Genomic DNA, 19355 nt, shown 5'->3' with positions numbered 1-19355 from the left:
ATATTCATACACAGTAACATTTTTCAATAAAACTGTAATGCTTTCATTCTTGGTTTCAAAAGATTTAACCTCACCCAAAAATGTAAGATTGATGTTCAGATCTGTTATATATATCTTTTTTGTAATGGACTCACTCATTAGTTTAAATATTGGCGCAAAGAAAATAAAATTTTATGTCAATCTTTTTTCAGATAAAAAGAAAATGATTGTTTTTGGATATAATCTTATGTGATTGTTATTTAACGATATATAGGCTACAAATTACGTGTTCAATAGTAACCTCTGCAAAACCTGACCTGTGTGAAACTAATATTTATTGACGATGAGCCAATTCAACATTTTATCATTCAGAGAATGATCGAAACTTATTTATCATATCTGCCATTAACTAAGTTTTATTTTGATGCAACAAAAGTTCTTGAATTTTTAACTGAAAATAAAGCCAATATTGATGAGTTGCCCGATATGATTTTTGTTGATATTAACATGGATGTCATGACCGGTACAGCATTTCTTCATAAATATAGCAAGCTGAGAGGCCGTTTAGCTAAAAAAATAGATGTTTATATTATGTCATCGTCAATTGATCCGTCAGACCTGGCCCTATCAAAAAAATACGATTTTGTTTTAGATTACATAATAAAGCCCTTAACCAAAGTTACGCTCCGAAAAATACTGGAGCCTGCATAACTGAAGCCGCCGTTGTATAACAACATGGAACAATCCCGTCGATAAAGATCTTATCCTTGCTTTTCTTTAAGGTTGTCTCTTGCAAACTAAATAATGGAGTCGAAGAGGAATAATCGTAAACTTCAATATTTAGCAGGGTGGCAGTAACATTGTCGTTCACTTCTTCATACGATTTAAGGAAGCCCACATAGGTTAGGTTTAGTTCAAGATCGGTTAAGTAAATTTTCTTTTGAGAGGCTAACATCATCGCAAATAAGCTTGTGAATAAAGAATAAAATGTATTTGTGTAGCTATACGATTTTCGCCCAATAATGTTGCAACAAATATTTTATCATTTAACGTTGCTGTTCACCTATCCATACCCTGCTATCAGCTAATACCTTTTTAAAGGCGCCGGAGGAAATACTCACGGCCCATCTTTTTAAGAAATAATTAAAATCAATTATGATGAAAAATCAATTATTAACAACTTTTTTAGTTTTAATGGTGCTGCTTACGTCTTGTGCCAGCTACAAGGAGAATATTTATTTTCAGGGGCTGGAAAGAAATCCGGAGATGAGTTATAAGATCACCAACTTTTCGCCCCCGACAATACAACCTGGCGATATTTTGGCATTAACTGTTAAGAGCTTAAATTCTGATGGGTCAGCTATTTTTAACAGCGGTTCTGGAAGTACAACTTCGGCTAAAGGTAAAGATGCCGGTAGTTCTTCGCCATCAGGAAACGATGGATACCTTGTAAATAAAGACGGTGAAATCCAACTTCCTTTAGTGCATGGCGTTAAGGTTGGTCAGCTTTCACTTGAAGAAGCGGCCGCTGCTATTAAAAGTAAAATTTCGCCGTACCTGAAAGAGCCGGAAGTAATAGTTACTCTGCTGAATTTCAAAGTTTCGGTATTAGGCGACGTAGCGCATCCCGATGTGCTTGCTGTTACTGAAGAACGGTTTTCAATCACCGACGCACTCAGTCGTGCCGGCGATTTAACTTCAACAGCTAACCGTAAAAATATTCTATTGGTTAGGGAAGTAGACGGCAAACGGAAATATATAAATATTGATATCACCTCTCCAAGGTTATTCGAATCACCATATTATTATCTAAAAAGCAATGATCTTATATACGTTGAGCCTGGAAAAGAAAAGTTTGCAAACCAAAGTACTGTGTTTAAAGTACTGCCTATTGTGCTTTCAATAGCATCGTTGATATTGGTTACCTACCAGGTTAGTAAATAAGTACGCTAAAAGTTATTTAAAAATAAAATATATTATATGGAGGTTGTCAATTCTAATGATGCAGGATCGGCCAAGGTCAGGATCTTTTTTAACAAGATCTTGTTTCATTGGCCTTTATATCTAATCTTCCTGGTTTTGTGTTTAGGGCTCGCTGTTTTTTATCTTAGATATAAACGTCCTGTTTACCAGATATATGCCAAAGTGATGGTTAAAGACCAGCAAAAAGAAGCAAACAAGGCCGCCCTCGAAGCAATTAATTTAACGGAAGCTCAAACGGGTATCGATGAGCAAATGGGCTTAATGAGTTCAATTCCGGTAACGAAGCAGGTAGTAGAGGATCTGCAGTTATGGACTACTTACCTGGAGCAAACGCCATATTATTCATATAAAGATATTTATAGCACTACACCTGTTGATTTCAAATTAATCAGCCGCGGAAAAGGTTCATTAAATTCAATATTTGATATTGTTATTGAAAGTGACAGTACATTTTTAATAAAACAGCCAAAGGAAAAATCAGTCAGGTTTGCGTTTCGAAACAATTTAGTCAATAGTTTTGGAACATGGAGGCTTGATAAATCACCCAATTTTGATCACTATATAGGTAAAACTATAAGGATAAAGTTACGCGAGGTAGATGATGTGGTTGGATTTTATCAAGGTGCCATTCACGAATCGCCAATAGCTAAAAGCTCGATGGTTGCCATTAGGCTTGAAGATGAGGTGCCTGAGCGGGGCCGTGAAATTGTTGACGACCTAATAAGGGTTTATATGGCTGCTTCGGTAGAAGAAAAACGCCGTTCCACCCAAAACACCATCAAGTTTGTTGAAGAACGCTTAGGCTCCATTACCCAGGAACTGAATAACGTAGAAAACAAGTATACAGGATACAAAAGTGTACGTGGCATTACCGAAATAGCCGATCAGTCATCACAATATGTAGGTGGGGCTCAATCAAACGAAAAACAGCTTAATGATATCAAAATTCAGGTAAGTGTTTTGGATGGCGTTGATCGTTACCTCAACTCTGATGATGGCAAAGGCAACACTCCGTCAACATTAGGCATAAGCAATCCTTCAATGCAGAGCTATATTGACCGCTTAAACGATTTACAGTTGGAGCGCACTAAAATGCTATCTACATTACCAGAAAGTAATCCCTTGTTCAATCCCATAAACCAGCAGATAGCTTTAACAAGGGCTGCCCTGAGAGAAAATTTAAAAACAACGAGATCATCTTTACTGGCCACTCAAAAAAACCTTCAAAGTGTTGGCTCCTCGTACCAATCAACAATACGTAGCCTACCCGGTCAGGAAAGAGACCTGAAGGACATTGACCGTATGAAAGGAATAAAGGAAAACTTATTTGTTTACCTATTACAGAAAAAGGAAGAATTAAGCCTGGACTACGCCTCAACAATTTCTGATGCTGCTATAATTGATCAGGCGCATAATGGGTCGCAAAGCGCACCAATTCCCGGATCTGTTTATGCAATGGCACTTTTATTCGGGCTTGTTGTGCCTACAGGTATGATTTACGGAAGGGATGCTTTTAAAAATAAAATCTCAAGCAAAAGCGCCATCATCGAAGGTACAGGTTTACCTGTATTGATCGAGATCACAGACTCCGATACTACAGATCCTATTGTAGTACTAAATCAAAAAACCTTTATCGGCGAGCAATTCAGGGATTTGCGCACCAAGCTGAGTTATTTACACAATAACAATAATAACCCCGGCAAAACCACCCTTTTTACTTCAAGTATTTCGGGTGAGGGCAAAAGTTTTGTATTAAGTAATTTGGGCGCGGTTTTAGCGATTGCCGGAAGGAAAACAGTACTTGTTGAATTGGATTTGCGGAACCCAACCCTGGCTAAGCGATTTAAATTGAAAAACTCAACCGTTGGGTTAACAGATTATATCATTGGTAACGCAACTCAGGCACAAATAATCCAAACATCCGAAATTTCGGATGATCTGCATATCATTTGTGGCGGCGCTGTGCCTCCTAACCCTTCAGAGTTGCTTGAAAGCAAGCAACTTGCTGACCTGATTGCCGAATTAAAGTTGAAGTATGATCATATCCTTATTGATACTCCGCCGGTTCATATTTTAACAGATGCGATGATCATTTCTCCAATGTGTGATTTATGCCTGTACGTGATCAGGCAGGATTATACACCAAGTCAGGAACTTGGCTTCATAAATGAATTACGGGAGGAAAATAAACTGCCAAGAATGAAACTGATTTTTAACGCTGTTAAAAGCGAACTGCATGCCAATAGCTATATCTATCAAAAAAATAGCTATATCAAGGAACCAACCAGGAGCATGAAAAGCAAATTGAAAAAGTTTGCGAGCAGGTTTTAATGCTATCCTTCAATAAAAACAGCCGATATCTAACTATATGCATTTATGCATGACTTCCCTAATTTACTGCCTGCTATATGAAAAGTTTAACAAGTAACATTTCTTTGAATAGCAACCGGTTCGAAAAATTCCAGCAATGGACAAAGCTTATTGCAGTTACCTTATCGGCCCAGGCGATAATTCAACTATTAGGTCTGTTATCAGGTATATTAATAGTACGTTTATTGCCAACAACCGAGTATGCCTTTTATACCTTAGCCAACACCATGCTGGGAACAATGACCGTATTAGCCGACGGCGGTATTTCATCGGGGGTTATGGCACAGGGAGGTAAAGTATGGCAGGACAAAAACAAATTAGGTGTTGTGGTAGCAACCGGCCTTAAACTCAGACGTAAGTTTGGTATATTTAGTTTGCTAATATCACTGCCTATTCTTGTTTATCTGTTGTTGAGTCATGGTGCAAGTATTGCAACTTCCATTTTTATTGCGTTGGCAATAATACCATCGTTTTTTGCAGCGCTTAGCGATAATCTTCTTGAAACCGCCCCTAAATTACATCAGGGTATAAAACAATTGCAAAAAAATCAGTTAGCTGCCGGTATAGGTCGTTTTATTATGATGACCGGTTCTTTGTTGATATGGCCTTTCACATTTATTGCAATCCTTGGGAATGGTATTCCCAGAATTTGGGCAAATATCCGCTTGCGAAAAATATCTGCGGAGTATGCAGATCCAACGCAGAAACCTGACCCGGTTATTCAAAAGGAAATCCTTTCTATGGTAAAGCGATCGCTGCCTGGCGCGATTTACTATTGCGTAGCCGGGCAAATTCCTATTTGGCTGCTATCGTTTTTCGGATCTACCCAGTCAATTGCCCACGTTGGCGCGTTAAGCAGGTTATCCACTATTCTAACGGTTTTCACCACGTTGTTTAGCACAGTTATTGTGCCGCGTTATGCCCGGTTACCTGCTATAAACAAACTCCTTGTTTCACATTTTGTTAAAATTCAACTGGGGCTGATATTGATTTGTGTTGTAATTGTAAGTTTAGTTGGCTTTTTCCCTAAACCCTTGCTTTGGATATTGGGTAAGGATTATGCAAACTTAAATACAGAAATGATATTGGTAACTATTTCAAGCTGTATAGCATTGCTGGCCGGATTAACATACTCCATTGTAATTTCACGTGGCTGGATAATAAATCCAGTAATAAATATCTCGATAAATATCTTCTTTCTGCTGATACTCGTGTTATTGTTAGATCTTTCGAAGGTTACCAATGTATTGTTGTTTTCAATTGTAGATTGTTTACTTGCCTACATTATTTTGGTCATCTACTTCTTCTACAAAATTTATCACAAGGCAGCTAAGTCACAATTATGAAACCAAATTATTTTGCTTTGGTCAGGCATAAACTGGCCGGATTACAAGAATATTTCAGAATTGCATATTATAAGTTTTTAGGAATGCGCTTAGCAAAGGGTGTTAGCCTGGGTAAAATTGACTGCGCATGGCCAAACAAGGTTTTGGTTGGTATAGATTGTGAAATAGCAAATGGCGTGGTATTTAAAGGCGGCCAGCCATTTTTAGATAGTAACTATATAAAAATAGGTGATCGTTCATTTATTGGCAACCGTTGCTTTTTTAATTGTACTACAATGATATCAATTGGTCAGGATTGCTTAATTGCAAGCGATACTACTTTTGCTGATATCGGTCATGGTATAACCTTAGGCGAAAAAATAAATAAACAAGCAACAAATTATAGCCCAATTATCATACAAGATGATGTGTGGATAGGTACAAATTGTGTAATTCTTCAAGGTGTTACAATAGGCAGGGGGAGTGTAATAGGGGCAGGATCGATGGTAAACAAATCTATTCCTGAATATCAAATCTGGGCTGGTTCACCAGCCCGCTTTATTAAAAACAGATAACATTTTTTTCATGCAATCAGCTATTTGTACACTTTTTGAAGGGCATTATCATTATGGTGTCGCGGCATTGGTAAATTCACTTTGTAAAAAGGGCTATAAAGGAGATATATACGCGGGTTACCTGGGCAATTTGCCAGAGTGGGCCAAAACAGAACAATCGTTTAATTATGATGGAGCTGAAATAAAAGTTTTTAATGTTAACCAGGATGTAACTATCAAATTTGTTAAACTCACAACAAATTATCACCTCACAAACTATAAACCCGACTTTTTAGAGTGGCTTGTAAAGGGCCCTGCCAGTGAGGTTGAAAATATTTACTATTTCGATCCCGATATTGTAATTAAATATAGCTGGTCGTTTTTCGAAGAATGGGTTAGTTCAGGAGTTGCTGTTTGCGAAGATATCAATTCGCCCCTTCCATTGAACCACCCCCGTCGAATGGCTTGGAGCAGGTTTTTTTCAGACTTTTCAATGCCGCTTAACTTTACAGAAGGTTATTATGCAAACGGGGGATTTATAGGGTTAAATAAAAAAGATTTTGGATTTTTACCATTATGGATCACCATACAGGAAAAGTTTGCGCCACTTATTGGTGGGCTCAACAAATCATCGCTGCCGGGCAAAGGCGCACTGCTTGCGGAAGAACACATTGGTGATTATGCGCCATTTGGTAAAACTGACCAGGATGCATTGAACATAGCCGTTGGCGCATGGGAAGGCCCAACAAGTTTTATTGGGAAAGAAGCAATGGCTTTGGGCCCTGGCCCGGCACTGATGTTTCATGCTTTAGGCGTTCCAAAACCATGGAAGTTTAATTTTCTTGCGCAGTGTTTAGTAGGCTCTTGTCCAAGGCACGTCGACAAAATTTATTGGCGCTCTGTTGATAGCCCGATAAGATTGTTTTCTCCGTCATATATATTCAGAAAAAACCTGGCTATCAAGATCGCCATATTTATTGGCCGATTTTATAAAAGATAACCATCCACACAATGAAATTATTAATTGTATGCGGATCGCTGGAACAGGGTAAAGATGGAGTAGGAGACTACTCACGAAACCTGAAGCGGGAGTTTGTGAAGCAAGGACACCAAGTATTCCTTTTTGCACTAAATGATCGTCATGCGGATACTTTAATTGAGAACGCGGCAGAGAAAGAGATTTCAGAAATTCGCCTTCCTGCTTCCATGGAAGCCCGTGAGCGCTTTACAAAGTTGCAAAATATAACAGAGGTTTTTTCCCCTGATTGGATAAGCCTGCAATTTGTAGGTTATTCGTTTCACAAGCGCGCTATTGTTTTTGATTTAGCCAAACAGCTCAGGCACTTAAAGATTAACGCTAACGTACATGTCATGTTTCACGAGATCTGGCAAGGCGAATCAAAAGATAGTACATTGAAAGATAAGATCATCGGATTTTTTCAAAAGAGATCGGCTATCGCTGTTGTAAAGGCATTAAAGCCCAAATGCATCTCTACTACAAACGGATATTATCAAAAGAGCCTTCTAAAAGCAGGCATCAATACCAATAAAATACCGGTATTCAGTAATATGCCTTTGGGTGATCGTACCCGGAAAAGAATCTACGAAAAATTACCTTCCAATTTTAAGAATAACAGTACCGATTATGTTTTAGCCTGTTTTTTTGGGGGCTTTCATCAACATGATTTACTTGCCGCAAGGATAGAGCAATTGTCGGCAAGTATTAGCAATCAGCTTAATAAAAAACTGTTAATTACACATGCCGGTAAAAGTTCGGGAATAAAAGAACAGTTTGCCGAGCTACATGAAAAAACAGGTATCCCGATGCATGTATTGGGCGAATGGCCCGAGAATGATATAGCAGATTATTTGGGTACCTGCGATGTAAGCTTGTCCAACCATCCTAAAGTTTTATTCGAGAAAAGCGGCAGTATAGCCGCTGCCTTATACAATCAATGTCCGGTGATCATTTTACGCGATGGATTTGCAGATGATGATCAAAAAAGGGACGAGATAGAAGAGTTGAAATATATAAACGATATAAAAAAATTTATAAACCAGGATACTGGTTTTGCTAACAGTTACAGTCCCCATAGCGCTGCTGAACAATACAGCGCCATGTTTAAATTGAGTGTGAAATCATGACCGTTGGAATAATAACTACTAATTATAACACCATGGAGATGACATCCAGGTGCATCGATCACTGTTTACGTTATGCAGATGATAAGATCGATCAGTTCACTGTTGTTGACGATTGCTCAACCGAGTTATTTGAAAACAAGTTTAACAATGTACAATTGCTTCGAAACCCGCAAAATTTAGGTTTGGTTAAAAGCTTAAATCGGGGATTGAATGCAACTGATACCGATCTCGTGATCCTGTTTGACTCTGATGCGTGGCCGCTGGAAGAATACATCCTCAAAACAAAAGCATTTTTTGAGGCTAACCCAACCATTGGCATCGCAGCTTACAGCACGGAAAATGCCGAAGGAAACCCGGCAGTAGCCTTTGAGCCTGAGCCGGATGCCATGAGTGTAATACTTGGCCAAAAGTTACACGGTTACTATCAAAAATATTTTAACAAAACGCCAAAGCAAATAACCGTATATACCTGTGCTATGGTAATAAGAAAAGAGGTATTGCAGCAGGTTGGTGGGTTTGATGAAAATTATGACTGGTTGGAGCTTGACCATGATATCTGCATGAGCGCCATTCGTAAAGGATGGGGTATCGGTTTAATCCCCGTTCGGGCTTTTCATAAAGGTAGCGGCACACCGCAAAAAGTAGGAAGGCGTGTTATCCGTTTTTACCAAAACAGGATAAAACTTCTTAAGAAATTTGGTAAATATCCTGCAAGACCACTTTTAAATTCACTAATCGTTGGCCGTTTGGCAGTGGAGTACTTAGCTATAAACACCCTGGGCCGCATCAAAATGAGCAACGAAGTAAGGGCCGACAAATCTTATTCAAGGTCAAGTCTAATAGGTATGTTTTTTACCGGGAAAATTTAATTGCGCAAAACAATGAGTTATTCAATAGCACCTAAAAAGATAGCCGGCGGGACAAGCATTTTTATGGATAGCCTGCGCATTGTGGCCGCGCTGGTTGTTTTTTTAGGGCATGGTTATGCGCAGTGGTTTACTGCCGTCGGTTATAATTATAATGGTGTGGATTGGGGGCATATGGCAGTTGTCATATTTTTCGCACTATCCGGTTATGTTATAGCATATTCAACTACAGCAAATAACCGTGGACTTTTACAATATACCCAGGCCAGGTTAAGCAGGTTATATTCGGTTGTGATCCCAACATTGCTGATCACCGCATTGATTGAAATTGTTGTTAAGTTTTCTGACCCGGCATTATTAGCTCATTATACCAGGGGCTTTTCATGGCCGCGATATATCATATCGGGTTTGTTCCTTAATGAAGTTTGGTTCTTATCGGCTTCGCCTCCTATAAACGGGCCATTATGGTCGCTATCATACGAGTTTTGGTATTATGTAGTGTTTGGACTGTTCTTTTTCAGAACTAAAGGTTGGAAAGGGTTATTGCTACCATTAGCAGCCTGTTTAATAGCTGGGCCCAAAATTTTATTGATGATGCCGATCTGGCTTTTAGGAAATTGCGCTTACCGTTTAAGGAATCCAATAAGAAGTCATGGATTATCGTGGTTATTAATCACAGTAATGGTAGGCACAGCGATAACCTTATTTTGTATACTGCCTGGCTACCCGCTCCATTTAGGTAAAGCCCCGCTGTTTTTTGCCGGACAGTTTATAACCGATTTCGTCATTGGTGTTTTTGTAGCACTGGCATTATGGATGTTGCCACAGTATGATAACAAAGAGGTTAAAAAGCCAAGCCCGGTTGTAAATTTCATCAGGAAATTCGCCGACCTTACATTTCCATTATATGTATTGCATGACCCCATGCTGGTATTGGTGCGGTCAATATGGAAAACGAGGCTGTTTGATGTTACGCAATTTACAATAGCCATGCTGATTGTATTCACCGCTACCATGGTGATCGGTTACATCATGGAAGAAAACCGGAAACACTGGACAAGCTTTTTTAAGAAAGTATTACAAAAGGGAAAAACCTTATCACTGGCAAAAGCCAATACCTAATATGGCTCAATCTCTGAAAGTATTATTACTCACACATAAGTTTTACCCAGATTTGGGCGGAACTGAAGCGAATGCCGAGTTTTTGGCAAAAGCATTTCATAACTACGGGGTCGAAGTGCACCTGCTCACATGGACACAACAATCAGGCACCAAGGTGTTTCCCTATAAAGTTGTCCGCAATCCCGGCTTAAAACAATTATTGGCCGAACATAGCTGGGCCGATGTGGTTTTTGAAAATAGTCCTGTTTTGAGAATGTCATGGCCCGCTGTTTTTTTCAGGAAGCCATTGGTTGTTTCGCTAAATACTTGGATAAGCAATGAGGATGGTTCAAAATCCATCGCGGCAAGAACAAAGTACCTGTGGTTAAGGAAGGCTTCAAGCGTTATTGCTGTAAGCAATGCGATCAGGCAAAAATGCTGGCCAGATGCGGTTGTAATTGAAAATGCTTACAACGATGAGCTTTTTGTACAAACAATAGCTAACGACAGTAAACCTAAAAGCTTTGTTTTTTTAGGAAGGTTAGTATCCGATAAAGGAGCTGATTTAGCAATAGAAGCAATAGCGCAGTTATATAAAGAGTACAAAGAAGCAAATGATGATACCTCCGAAATTTCACTAACAGTAATTGGAGAGGGGAAGGATTTTGAAAAGCTAAAACAATATGTTATAGAGGCTGGCATCAAACAGATTATCAGGTTTGAAGGCAGCTTAACCGGCGAAAAACTGGTTGACTGTTTAAATAAGCATAAGTATATGCTTATCCCCTCAAGGTGGCAGGAGCCATTTGGAATAGTTGCTTTGGAAGGGCTTGCATGTGGTTGTATCCCGATTGTATCTGACGGCGGCGGCTTACCTGATGCCGTTGGCAAAGCAGGACTGGTATTTAAAAGAGGTGATTTGCAGGATTTGGTAAACACGATTAAAAGCCTCCTGACCGACGAATATTTACAGAAGAGGCTAAGATTTGAAGCTGATGCCCATTTGAAGGCGCACAGCAGTAAAGTGATTGCCAAACAATATTTTGACATCGTTAATGCCGCAGTGCAATAACAAAATATATGAAAGTAATTTATACTTCGCCTAACCGGAGCCATCACTACCGTTATGCGCTTGCACTTCACCAGGCAGGGATCCTTCACAAGTTTGTAAGCGGATTTTCGCGCTGGAGCCCACGTGCTGCATTTACTGAGATAGGGGACAAGTTAGTCCGCAGTGATAAAATTCAAAGCATTTATTTGGCAAGCTTGAAATTTAAAGCACCTAAATCAATCAGTACACAACTGGCTTATTTAGCCAAAATAGAACAGGATAACGCCTGCATAAAATACCTGGACGACGCGGATATTTTCATGCACTACAATGGCAGCGGGCTCAACGCCAGCAAAAAAGCCAAAAGCAAAGGGAAAATAGTTATCGTAGAAGCGGTAAACAGTCATGTAGAGTACCAGGAAAATTTAATGAAGCAAGAGTACGAATCATTAAAGCTACAATGGCAACCTTTTCATGATAAGGAAAAAGCACGCCGTATTGAAGAATACCACATTGCCGACTACATACTGATGCCCTCAAATTTTGTGAAAAGAAGCTTTATTGAAGCCGGTTTTCCTGAGCGCAAACTGATCAGGGTGCCATATGGCTTTAATCAGTTAGCCGGTAACACTGAAGTGTTAGGCAATATTGCTCATGATACGTTTACCATTCTGTATGTTGGGAGCATTTCGGTACGTAAAGGTTTAAGATATCTAATTGAAGCTTTCAGGTTATTAAATCATCCCAACAAAAAATTAATAATTGTAGGCCCTGAAAATAACCCTAACGGTTTAGTAGATGTAGTTATTCCGGATGGGGTGGTGTTTACAGGTATATTAAAAGGGGAGGAGCTGGAAGCTGCTTACAAAAGTGCCAGCGTTTTTTGCCTCCCTTCAATTGAAGAGGGCTTAGCGTTGGTTTTAGGCGAGGCATTGTCGTTCGGGGTTCCTATTATCGCTACAGAAAATACCGGGGCCGATGATATCATAACTAATGGAGAAGAAGGGTTTATAGTTCCTATCAGGAACAGTAAAAGTATTGCCGATAAGCTGCAATTATTAGCTGATGATGAGCAGCTTTACAACACAATGAAGGCAAAAGCTGTTAAAAAAGCTACAGGACTAAAGGGCTGGGATGAAACCGGCAGGTTATTGATAGCATCGCTCAACGATGTGTTTGCAGCTAAAAAATAAAATTAACCAAAGTTTAGATGGATAATCAGCAGGAGAAATTACGGGTTTATATCAAAAAGCTGCTTTATGTGTTGGTATTTGTACTCATTTTTGAGGGCCTGCTGCGTAAAGTGCTCCCTTCTGCTTTAGGGCTTTTGGTGTTCTTTTTAAAAGATATTTTATGCATCATGGGCATATTCGGTATCAGTAAGGCAAAATTGAAAGGCTTAGCATTAAAGCTCTTCAAAAACTGGAAAACAGTGATGCTGATATTTATTCCACCAATGGTATTCACTGTTTTTCATGACCCTATCTTGAGCATTTTCGGGTTAAAGCAATACCTGTTATACATGATTGTTGGTGTAATGATGCCTTTTGCATTTCCTCCCGATAAGATGGATGAGTTTAAAAAATTTGTTGTTTGTATTTGCCTGGCGCTAATACCAACAACGGGTGTTGCTGTATTACAAAATAGCTTGCCGGCCAGTCATTGGTTAAACCTAAGTGTTGATGGCGGTTCATTAGAGGGCTTTTCGGCAGCGGGCCGACTTAGGGTAAGTTCTACATTTTCCTTCACTGGTCAGTACTCGTGGTTTTTAAATATGGCATGTGCATTTTTAGCCATGAGTTTTTTCTGGCCAAAAGCGGAGGTTAAAGGAAAAGCAAAGAATTGGCAGATCATCTATTTCATTGCTACCGGGGTATCTTTAATGATAGGTGTATTTATAACAGGCGGGCGTTCGGCGGTATTAGGCTGCGGACTTTGTCTGGTAATTGGCTTTGCCTTTGCAGCGTTTAAATCTCCCGGGCAAATTATGTCAAAAGGGTTAATATGTATCGCTGTATTCATCTTATTGCTCGGAGGTGTCCGTGCCGTTAAGCCCGAGTTTTTTGCGGCATATGACGAGCGATCAAGCGATAATGATTCTGGGGCACAATCGGCAGAGATGGTGGACAGGATTCAGGGAAACTTTTTTAACTGGACTAATTGGGTTTTTGAACAGGATATTGTTGCCATCATGTTTGGAAATGGCCTGGGAGTAATGAGCAATGGCTCCGAAAAGATCAGCCAATACGCATATGATTTAAAATTTGAGGAAACCGGTACCGAAAGCGATTTTGATACCACTGTTTATGAAGGAGGATTATACCTTACAGTAGTATGGTATGCATTCAGGTTATGGATGATCATATTTTGCTTTGGTATCTGGCAAAAAATCCGGCGAAAAGAATGGGCGGTATTGCTTTCATTTTTGCTGAGTTATGTGATCCTCAACGCGTCAATAGGGGCTGTAGGTAAAAACCCGCCCATTAATATTTGGCTATGGCTGGCAATGGGCAGCGTTTTAATCATCAAAAATTATAATGATCAGCAGGATAAGTTGCTGAAAGAGTCTGCAGCCAAATCGGTTCTTGCAGCATAGATATTATCAACAAAATCTTATGTCAAACAATAATTTCAGGGTAGCCATCATTGTATCGCATCCAATCCAACACTTTTGCCCGCAGTACATCAGCTTTACAAAAATGAAAGGTGTAGATGTAAAGCTATTTTTTGCCTCGATGCTTGGCTATAAAAAATACATAGATAAAAATTTTGGCCAGGAAATATCATGGAACAATCTGCGACTGGATGAATTTGATCATAAATTTTTAAACGGTGAAGAGGTGTTACCGTCAACTAAAGAACTTGATGCCCCCTCGGTAACTGAAGAATTGGATTCGTTTAACCCGGATGCTATTATTACCTATGGGCACTTTCAAAAAGTACAGCGTAGAGCACATAAATGGGCTAAAACCAACCATGTGCCTATTGTGTACATCACTGATTCTGAAAATCGTCAGCGCCGTAAATGGTATAAACGTTTAGCCAAGTTCTTTTTGCTGAGGCAGTATTATAACAAAGTGAATTACTTTTTTACAGTTGGTGATGCAAATGAAGCGTACTTTAAGCTTTACGGTGTGCCCGAAAAGAAATTCATCAGGATGCATTATCCTATTGACGTTGATGTATATGCCGATGCTTATCAAAATAAAGCAGCATTAAGAAGCAAGATCCGTGAGCAATATGGCATCCCCGAAAGCGATTTTGCCATAGCGGTTGTTGGTAAACTGGTAACCTGGAAAAACCAGGAACACCTGATAGACTTGCTGATAGATCTGGAAAGCAAAGGACATAAAGCCCATGCCTTCATCTTAGGTTCGGGAAAAACGCTTGACGGCTTAAAGCAAAAGGCCGAACAGTTAAAAGTAAATAAAGTACACTTTACAGGTTTTGTCGATCCACTGGAGTTGCCTTCTTATTATGCTGCTATTGATGCCTATGTGCACCCGGCCAGTATCGAACCACATTCGTTAGCTATCAGCGAAGCCATATATATGGGATGCCCGGTAATTTTGAGCAGCACATGCGGCAGTTATGGCGATACTGATGATGTACAGATCAACAAAAATGGGTTTGTATACAACTTTGGAGACATTAGCGAACTCTCTGAAAAAGTTGTAAAGCTGCTTAATGATCAGCAATTGCGTCAGCAATTCAGCGATCACTCCCGTAAAATCTCTTTAAAATTTCAGCAGCGCGCCCATAGGGAATCAATGCTGGATCTGATTAATAAAGTAAATAAGCTAAAACGCAGGTCTGTATCTGTTTAATTATAACCATGCGAATTGTCTTTTTTACCCACCCTCCGTTTTTAGGCTCGCAAAGCATGCCCCGTTTTGCTGCAATGTTAGCAAAGGGTATGGAACAACGCGGGCATCAAATTGAGGTTTGGACGCCTGAAGCTTTTTTTTACAAGCTATCGGCACCAGGCAGTTTAAAAAAATGGTTGGGATATCTTGATCAGTATCTGATGTTTCCCGCTCAGGTTCGTAAACGGATAAAATCATACCCTGCTCAAACATTATTTGTATTTACTGATCATGCCTTAGGACCCTGGGTCCCCTTAGTAACTAACCGGCCGCATGTAATTCATTGTCACGATTTTTTAGCGCAGCATTCGGCCTCCGGTAAAATAAAAGAAAACCCAACAGGTTTAACCGGCCGTTTGTACCAGCAGTTTATACGCAAGGGATATTCAAAAGGGAAGAATTTTATATCAGTTTCCAATAAAACCAGTCGCGACCTTCAGGAGTTTTTGACAAAGAAGCCCCAGTTATCAGATGTAGTTTATAATGGCCTGAACCGTGATTTTAAACCGCTGGAAACTGATAGAACCCGGAAATTATTTGGCGAGGCAATTGGGGCAGACCTTTCGCAGGGATATATTTTACACATAGGCGGTAACCAATGGTATAAAAACCGGGTAGGTGTAATTGAGATCTATGAATCATGGCGGAAGCTTGATAACAGCAAATTACCCCTGCTGCTGATCGGCAAAGAACCAACAGTGGCACTGAAAGACAAGCAACAGCAATCAGCTTACGCTAATGATATTTTTTTCCTGACAGATATCAGCGATGACCAAACACTATTGGCATATACAGGCGCAACTTTACTGTTATTCCCATCCCTTGCCGAAGGGTTTGGTTGGCCAATAGCCGAAGCAATGGCGTCAGGTTGCCCGGTAGTTACTACCGATGAAGCACCGATGACAGAAGTTGCCGGAGATGCGGGTTTCCTGATTAAAAAACACGATGATCAAAATGGTAGCGTAAGTTCTTGGGCAGATGAATCGGCGTTGGTTGTTGATCGTGTTATCAGTCTATCGGCTGTCGAACGCAAAAACGTAGTTGAAAAAGGCATAAAAAACTCCAGAAGGTTCCAAACCGAAATTATGCTTAACAGCATCGAGGAGATTTATAAATATTTGACAAAAAGCTTTGATATCAGGCTTGAAAAATAGCCCTTTCACCATTAATAGGATCAGCAATCATCTATTATTTCATGCAAACAGATCTTTCAAAGTTTACAATCGGCGATTATCAAAACGGCAGCAAAATAAAAGTGACGGTTTGGTATTTTATCAACTACTTCATTTTTAATAGTGCGTTCCCCTGGCCATATAAATTCAAAGTGGCTTTACTTCGCCTTTTCGGCTCAAAAGTGGGCGATGGCGTCGTGATCAAAACAAAAGTTAAAATAAAAAATCCGTGGCGGCTCACCATCGGCGATAATACCTGGATAGGCGAGTCGGTATGGATTGATAACCTCGAGGATGTGAGTATCGGAAAAAATGTTTGTATCTCACAGGATGCCATGCTGCTTACAGGTAACCATGATTATACCAAAACAGATTTTCCGTACCGCCTCGGTAAAATCACACTTGATGATGGTACCTGGATCGGTGCAAAAAGCGTAGTATGCCCGGGAGTTGTTTGCCGCAGCCATTCTATTTTAACAGTTAACTCCGTGGCCACTAAAGACCTTGAGCAATGGAGTATTTATTCAGGAAACCCTGCCTCATTTGTACGGGTTAGAAAAGGCATAACCGATTAATACTGCAGTTCAGGGAAAATGAGTGAAAAGATCAATTTAGTTTGCCTGCCTTTTGCTGGTGGAAACAAGTATTCGTACAGGCCGTTATTTACCGAAAGCTCAACTGTATTCAATACCTCCACGCTTGAATATCCGGGCAGGGGGACGAGGATTTTTGAAGACCTTACATCAGATATTGATAAGCTTGTTAATGACCTGTTTAACCAACTGAAGCCGATAATAAGCAAAGGGAATTATGCAATTTACGGGCATAGTCTGGGTGGGTTGCTTGCTTACCTGCTTGCAGTGAAAATTCGCGAAAACAAAGCTGAGCTGCCTAAGCATATTTTTATTACAGGTGCTTCCGGGCCTTCCGCTCCATCGCGCTTAACAAAGAAGTTTCATTTATATCCTCAAAAAGAATTTATAGATGAGATCATTATACTTGGCGGGATGCCCGATGAGATTTTGCAGGATAACGCTATGCTGGAGTTTCTTGAACCAATTCTCCGTAACGATTTTAAGGTGAGCGAAACCTATGTGCATAAACCTGCTGAGCCGCTGAATGTACCTTTTACGGTGATTACAGGTATTGATGAAGATCTTACAGCCGAAGAAGTTTTATTATGGCAAAATGAAAGCATCCCAGCAGTTGATTTTATACAACTGGAAGGTGATCACTTTTTTATAATGCAACACAAGGATTTTGTTATCAATACCATTTCTGAAAAGCTGATAAAACAATTAGAAAAATTTTAGACATGAACGAGGAACAATTATATCTGAAACCCAATGTGGTAATTGAGCCACTGGTAGATAAATGGTACGCCTGGAGCCACCTGATTTCTCCGGCAACTGCCGCCATGAATATAGTTGGAAGGCATTTGGCAATTATTGAATCGTATTTGATGGCACCGGCCATTCATGCCAATGCTGTGCTTAACCCTAAAATGAAAGGCGGCCCCTTTATGGATTTTGGTGGCGGGAGAATTGACGAAGTAACAGAATTGGAGAAACAGTCGCTTGAAAAGCAAAAGAAAGTTATTGAGTTTGCCAAAGCGATAAAGGCATTGGATAAATTACTGGATAGCGAAGCAACCGGCTATGGTTTAGAAGACCTGTACACTAAAGTGCCCGAAATTTTAAGAGGTTACGTTGAGCTTTATTACGATAGGAATAATAATCCCGGATTCAGGTTTTTTGAGTCGCTTTTATACCAGAGTGAATTTTATAACAAAAGCTCCCAAAGCCTGGCTATGTGGATCACCAACAATGACGAGCGCCCTTTTTGCCTCAGTACACCACGCCTTACCGAACCTGATGTGTTAAGCCTGGATGTGCCGTTCGACCATGCCTGCATTGATGCTTTGGCTAAAATGAAGCGCACATCTAACAGCTACACTGCCATTAAAGAAATCTGCGGTATCCCTGCTGAGCAGGAGCCTCTGTTTAAAACCTTTTTTACAGAAACGCCTCCGCCTCCCTATGAAAAATATACAGGTGATAAGATCAGAATGCGGTATTTTGGCCATGCCTGTATCCTGGTTGAAACAAAGGATATCAGTATCCTTGTCGATCCGCTGATCAGTTATTATGGTTACAGCTCAGATGTTAAGCATTTTTCGGATGTTGACCTGCCGGATACTATTGATTATGTGCTGATCACTCACAATCACCAGGACCATATATTATTTGAAACCCTGCTGCCTTTAAGGCATAAGATCAAGAACCTGATTGTTCCGCGTACATCAAGCGGCAAACTGGAAGATCCTGATCTGAAATTAATGTTCAACAGCATTGGCTTTAATAATGTGATGGATATCAGCGAATTGCAAACCATTCATTTTAATGATGCCATTATTACAGGGTTGCCTTTTATTGGTGAGCATAGTGATATGAATATCCTTACAAAAGCTTGCTACCTGGTAAAAATAGGTGATTTTAAACTGCTCTTTTTAGCCGATTCAAGAATTGTTGAACCTCGCTTATATGAGCTTGTTCACAAACTTATAGGCGATGTAGATGTACTTTTTATTGGTATGGAGTGCGATGGCGCACCATTGACATGGCTATACGGGCCTTTGCTTACCAAAAAGTTGCCAAGGGATATGGATGGAAGCAGGCGCCTTGCCGGTTCTGATTGCGATAAGGGTATGGCCCTCATCGATATTTTCAATCCTAAAGAAGCTTACGTGTATGCCATGGGACAGGAACCATGGGTTGAATTTATCAGCAGCATTAAGTATACCGACGAATCAAACCCCATTGTACAATCTGACAAGTTGGTAAAGCTATGCACAGACCGGGGTATAATTGCCGAGCGCCTATATGGCGAAAAAGAACTCTTGTACAATAAGCAGGTTGATAGTCTTATTGAACAATAACTATC

General features: G+C 40.0%; 17 protein-coding genes. All 17 read left to right on the top strand.

All coding sequences use genetic code 11. The features are described 5' to 3' along the window. Positions 1-300 precede the first annotated feature (300 nt). Positions 301-690, top strand: a complete 390-nt coding sequence (locus AC1DUD_RS25610; RefSeq protein WP_477379770.1) for a response regulator — start codon at positions 301-303, stop codon at positions 688-690. Positions 691-1137: 447 nt separating this feature from the next. After that, a complete protein-coding gene (locus AC1DUD_RS25605; RefSeq protein WP_477379768.1) occupies positions 1138-1923 on the top strand; it encodes a polysaccharide biosynthesis/export family protein in 786 nt (261 codons plus the stop codon). A 36-nt stretch (positions 1924-1959) separates the two neighbouring features. After that, positions 1960-4293: a GumC family protein gene (locus AC1DUD_RS25600; RefSeq protein WP_477379766.1), complete on the top strand. Its 2334-nt coding sequence runs from the start codon at positions 1960-1962 to the stop codon at positions 4291-4293. Positions 4294-4370: 77 nt separating this feature from the next. Further along, positions 4371-5678 carry an MATE family efflux transporter gene (locus AC1DUD_RS25595; protein ID WP_477379764.1) on the top strand — a complete coding sequence of 436 codons (1308 nt, stop codon included), beginning with the start codon at positions 4371-4373 and terminating at the stop codon, positions 5676-5678. Beyond that, positions 5675-6232, top strand: a complete 558-nt coding sequence (locus AC1DUD_RS25590; protein WP_477379762.1) for an acyltransferase — start codon at positions 5675-5677, stop codon at positions 6230-6232. The genes AC1DUD_RS25595 and AC1DUD_RS25590 overlap by 4 nt, the downstream gene beginning before the upstream one ends. Positions 6233-6242: 10 nt before the next feature. Continuing rightward, positions 6243-7211, top strand: coding sequence for a hypothetical protein (locus AC1DUD_RS25585; RefSeq protein ID WP_477379760.1), 969 nt, complete (start codon positions 6243-6245; stop codon positions 7209-7211). 11 nt (positions 7212-7222) lie between these two features. Beyond that, positions 7223-8356, top strand: coding sequence for a glycosyltransferase family protein (locus tag AC1DUD_RS25580; RefSeq protein ID WP_477379758.1), 1134 nt, complete (start codon positions 7223-7225; stop codon positions 8354-8356). Then, on the top strand, positions 8353-9225 hold the full coding sequence (locus AC1DUD_RS25575; RefSeq protein WP_477379756.1) for a glycosyltransferase family 2 protein: 873 nt from the start codon (positions 8353-8355) through the stop codon (positions 9223-9225). The genes AC1DUD_RS25580 and AC1DUD_RS25575 overlap by 4 nt, the downstream gene beginning before the upstream one ends. 12 nt (positions 9226-9237) lie before the next feature. Continuing rightward, entirely contained in the window at positions 9238-10344 is a 1107-nt protein-coding gene (locus AC1DUD_RS25570; RefSeq protein ID WP_477379754.1) for an acyltransferase family protein, read from the top strand. A gap of 1 nt (position 10345) precedes the next feature. Beyond that, entirely contained in the window at positions 10346-11395 is a 1050-nt protein-coding gene (locus AC1DUD_RS25565) for a glycosyltransferase family 4 protein (RefSeq protein WP_477379752.1), read from the top strand. An 8-nt stretch (positions 11396-11403) separates the two neighbouring features. Further along, positions 11404-12567: a glycosyltransferase family 4 protein gene (locus AC1DUD_RS25560; protein ID WP_477379749.1), complete on the top strand. Its 1164-nt coding sequence runs from the start codon at positions 11404-11406 to the stop codon at positions 12565-12567. Positions 12568-12584: 17 nt separating this feature from the next. Beyond that, positions 12585-13970 carry a hypothetical protein gene (locus AC1DUD_RS25555; RefSeq protein WP_477379747.1) on the top strand — a complete coding sequence of 462 codons (1386 nt, stop codon included), beginning with the start codon at positions 12585-12587 and terminating at the stop codon, positions 13968-13970. Between the two features lie 19 nt (positions 13971-13989). Further along, complete coding sequence (locus AC1DUD_RS25550) at positions 13990-15201, top strand: glycosyltransferase family 4 protein (RefSeq protein ID WP_477379745.1); 1212 nt, start codon at positions 13990-13992, stop codon at positions 15199-15201. Between the two features lie 8 nt (positions 15202-15209). Next, positions 15210-16394, top strand: coding sequence for a glycosyltransferase (locus tag AC1DUD_RS25545; RefSeq protein WP_477379743.1), 1185 nt, complete (start codon positions 15210-15212; stop codon positions 16392-16394). A 41-nt stretch (positions 16395-16435) separates the two neighbouring features. Continuing rightward, the gene (locus AC1DUD_RS25540; RefSeq protein ID WP_477379741.1) at positions 16436-16987 is read left to right on the top strand and encodes a WcaF family extracellular polysaccharide biosynthesis acetyltransferase; all 552 of its coding nucleotides are present in this window, start codon (positions 16436-16438) and stop codon (positions 16985-16987) included. Between the two features lie 18 nt (positions 16988-17005). Beyond that, positions 17006-17725 (top strand): thioesterase II family protein, encoded by a 720-nt coding sequence (locus AC1DUD_RS25535; protein WP_477379739.1) that lies wholly within the window; start codon positions 17006-17008, stop codon positions 17723-17725. Positions 17726-17727: 2 nt separating this feature from the next. Then, positions 17728-19350 (top strand): MBL fold metallo-hydrolase, encoded by a 1623-nt coding sequence (locus tag AC1DUD_RS25530; protein WP_477379737.1) that lies wholly within the window; start codon positions 17728-17730, stop codon positions 19348-19350. The last annotated feature ends 5 nt before the right edge of the window (positions 19351-19355 follow it).

The sequence above is a fragment of the Mucilaginibacter sp. P4_A11 genome (genome assembly GCF_056402535.1).
Note: the sequence above shows the minus strand (reverse complement) of the source record. Positions and strands in the feature narration are given on the sequence as shown.

What these genes read in the sequence shown, in the direction of transcription:
- AC1DUD_RS25590 (WP_477379762.1), top strand. Translation starts at nt 5,675, where the DNA reads ATGAAACCAAATTATTTTGCTTTGGTCAGGCATAAACTGGCCGGATTA.
- AC1DUD_RS25555 (WP_477379747.1), top strand. Translation starts at nt 12,585, where the DNA reads ATGGATAATCAGCAGGAGAAATTACGGGTTTATATCAAAAAGCTGCTT.
- AC1DUD_RS25560 (WP_477379749.1), top strand. Translation starts at nt 11,404, where the DNA reads ATGAAAGTAATTTATACTTCGCCTAACCGGAGCCATCACTACCGTTAT.
- AC1DUD_RS25550 (WP_477379745.1), top strand. Translation starts at nt 13,990, where the DNA reads ATGTCAAACAATAATTTCAGGGTAGCCATCATTGTATCGCATCCAATC.
- AC1DUD_RS25595 (WP_477379764.1), top strand. Translation starts at nt 4,371, where the DNA reads ATGAAAAGTTTAACAAGTAACATTTCTTTGAATAGCAACCGGTTCGAA.
- AC1DUD_RS25605 (WP_477379768.1), top strand. Translation starts at nt 1,138, where the DNA reads ATGAAAAATCAATTATTAACAACTTTTTTAGTTTTAATGGTGCTGCTT.
- AC1DUD_RS25580 (WP_477379758.1), top strand. Translation starts at nt 7,223, where the DNA reads ATGAAATTATTAATTGTATGCGGATCGCTGGAACAGGGTAAAGATGGA.
- AC1DUD_RS25585 (WP_477379760.1), top strand. Translation starts at nt 6,243, where the DNA reads ATGCAATCAGCTATTTGTACACTTTTTGAAGGGCATTATCATTATGGT.
- AC1DUD_RS25565 (WP_477379752.1), top strand. Translation starts at nt 10,346, where the DNA reads ATGGCTCAATCTCTGAAAGTATTATTACTCACACATAAGTTTTACCCA.
- AC1DUD_RS25530 (WP_477379737.1), top strand. Translation starts at nt 17,728, where the DNA reads ATGAACGAGGAACAATTATATCTGAAACCCAATGTGGTAATTGAGCCA.
- AC1DUD_RS25600 (WP_477379766.1), top strand. Translation starts at nt 1,960, where the DNA reads ATGGAGGTTGTCAATTCTAATGATGCAGGATCGGCCAAGGTCAGGATC.
- AC1DUD_RS25535 (WP_477379739.1), top strand. Translation starts at nt 17,006, where the DNA reads ATGAGTGAAAAGATCAATTTAGTTTGCCTGCCTTTTGCTGGTGGAAAC.
- AC1DUD_RS25570 (WP_477379754.1), top strand. Translation starts at nt 9,238, where the DNA reads ATGAGTTATTCAATAGCACCTAAAAAGATAGCCGGCGGGACAAGCATT.
- AC1DUD_RS25545 (WP_477379743.1), top strand. Translation starts at nt 15,210, where the DNA reads ATGCGAATTGTCTTTTTTACCCACCCTCCGTTTTTAGGCTCGCAAAGC.
- AC1DUD_RS25540 (WP_477379741.1), top strand. Translation starts at nt 16,436, where the DNA reads ATGCAAACAGATCTTTCAAAGTTTACAATCGGCGATTATCAAAACGGC.
- AC1DUD_RS25575 (WP_477379756.1), top strand. Translation starts at nt 8,353, where the DNA reads ATGACCGTTGGAATAATAACTACTAATTATAACACCATGGAGATGACA.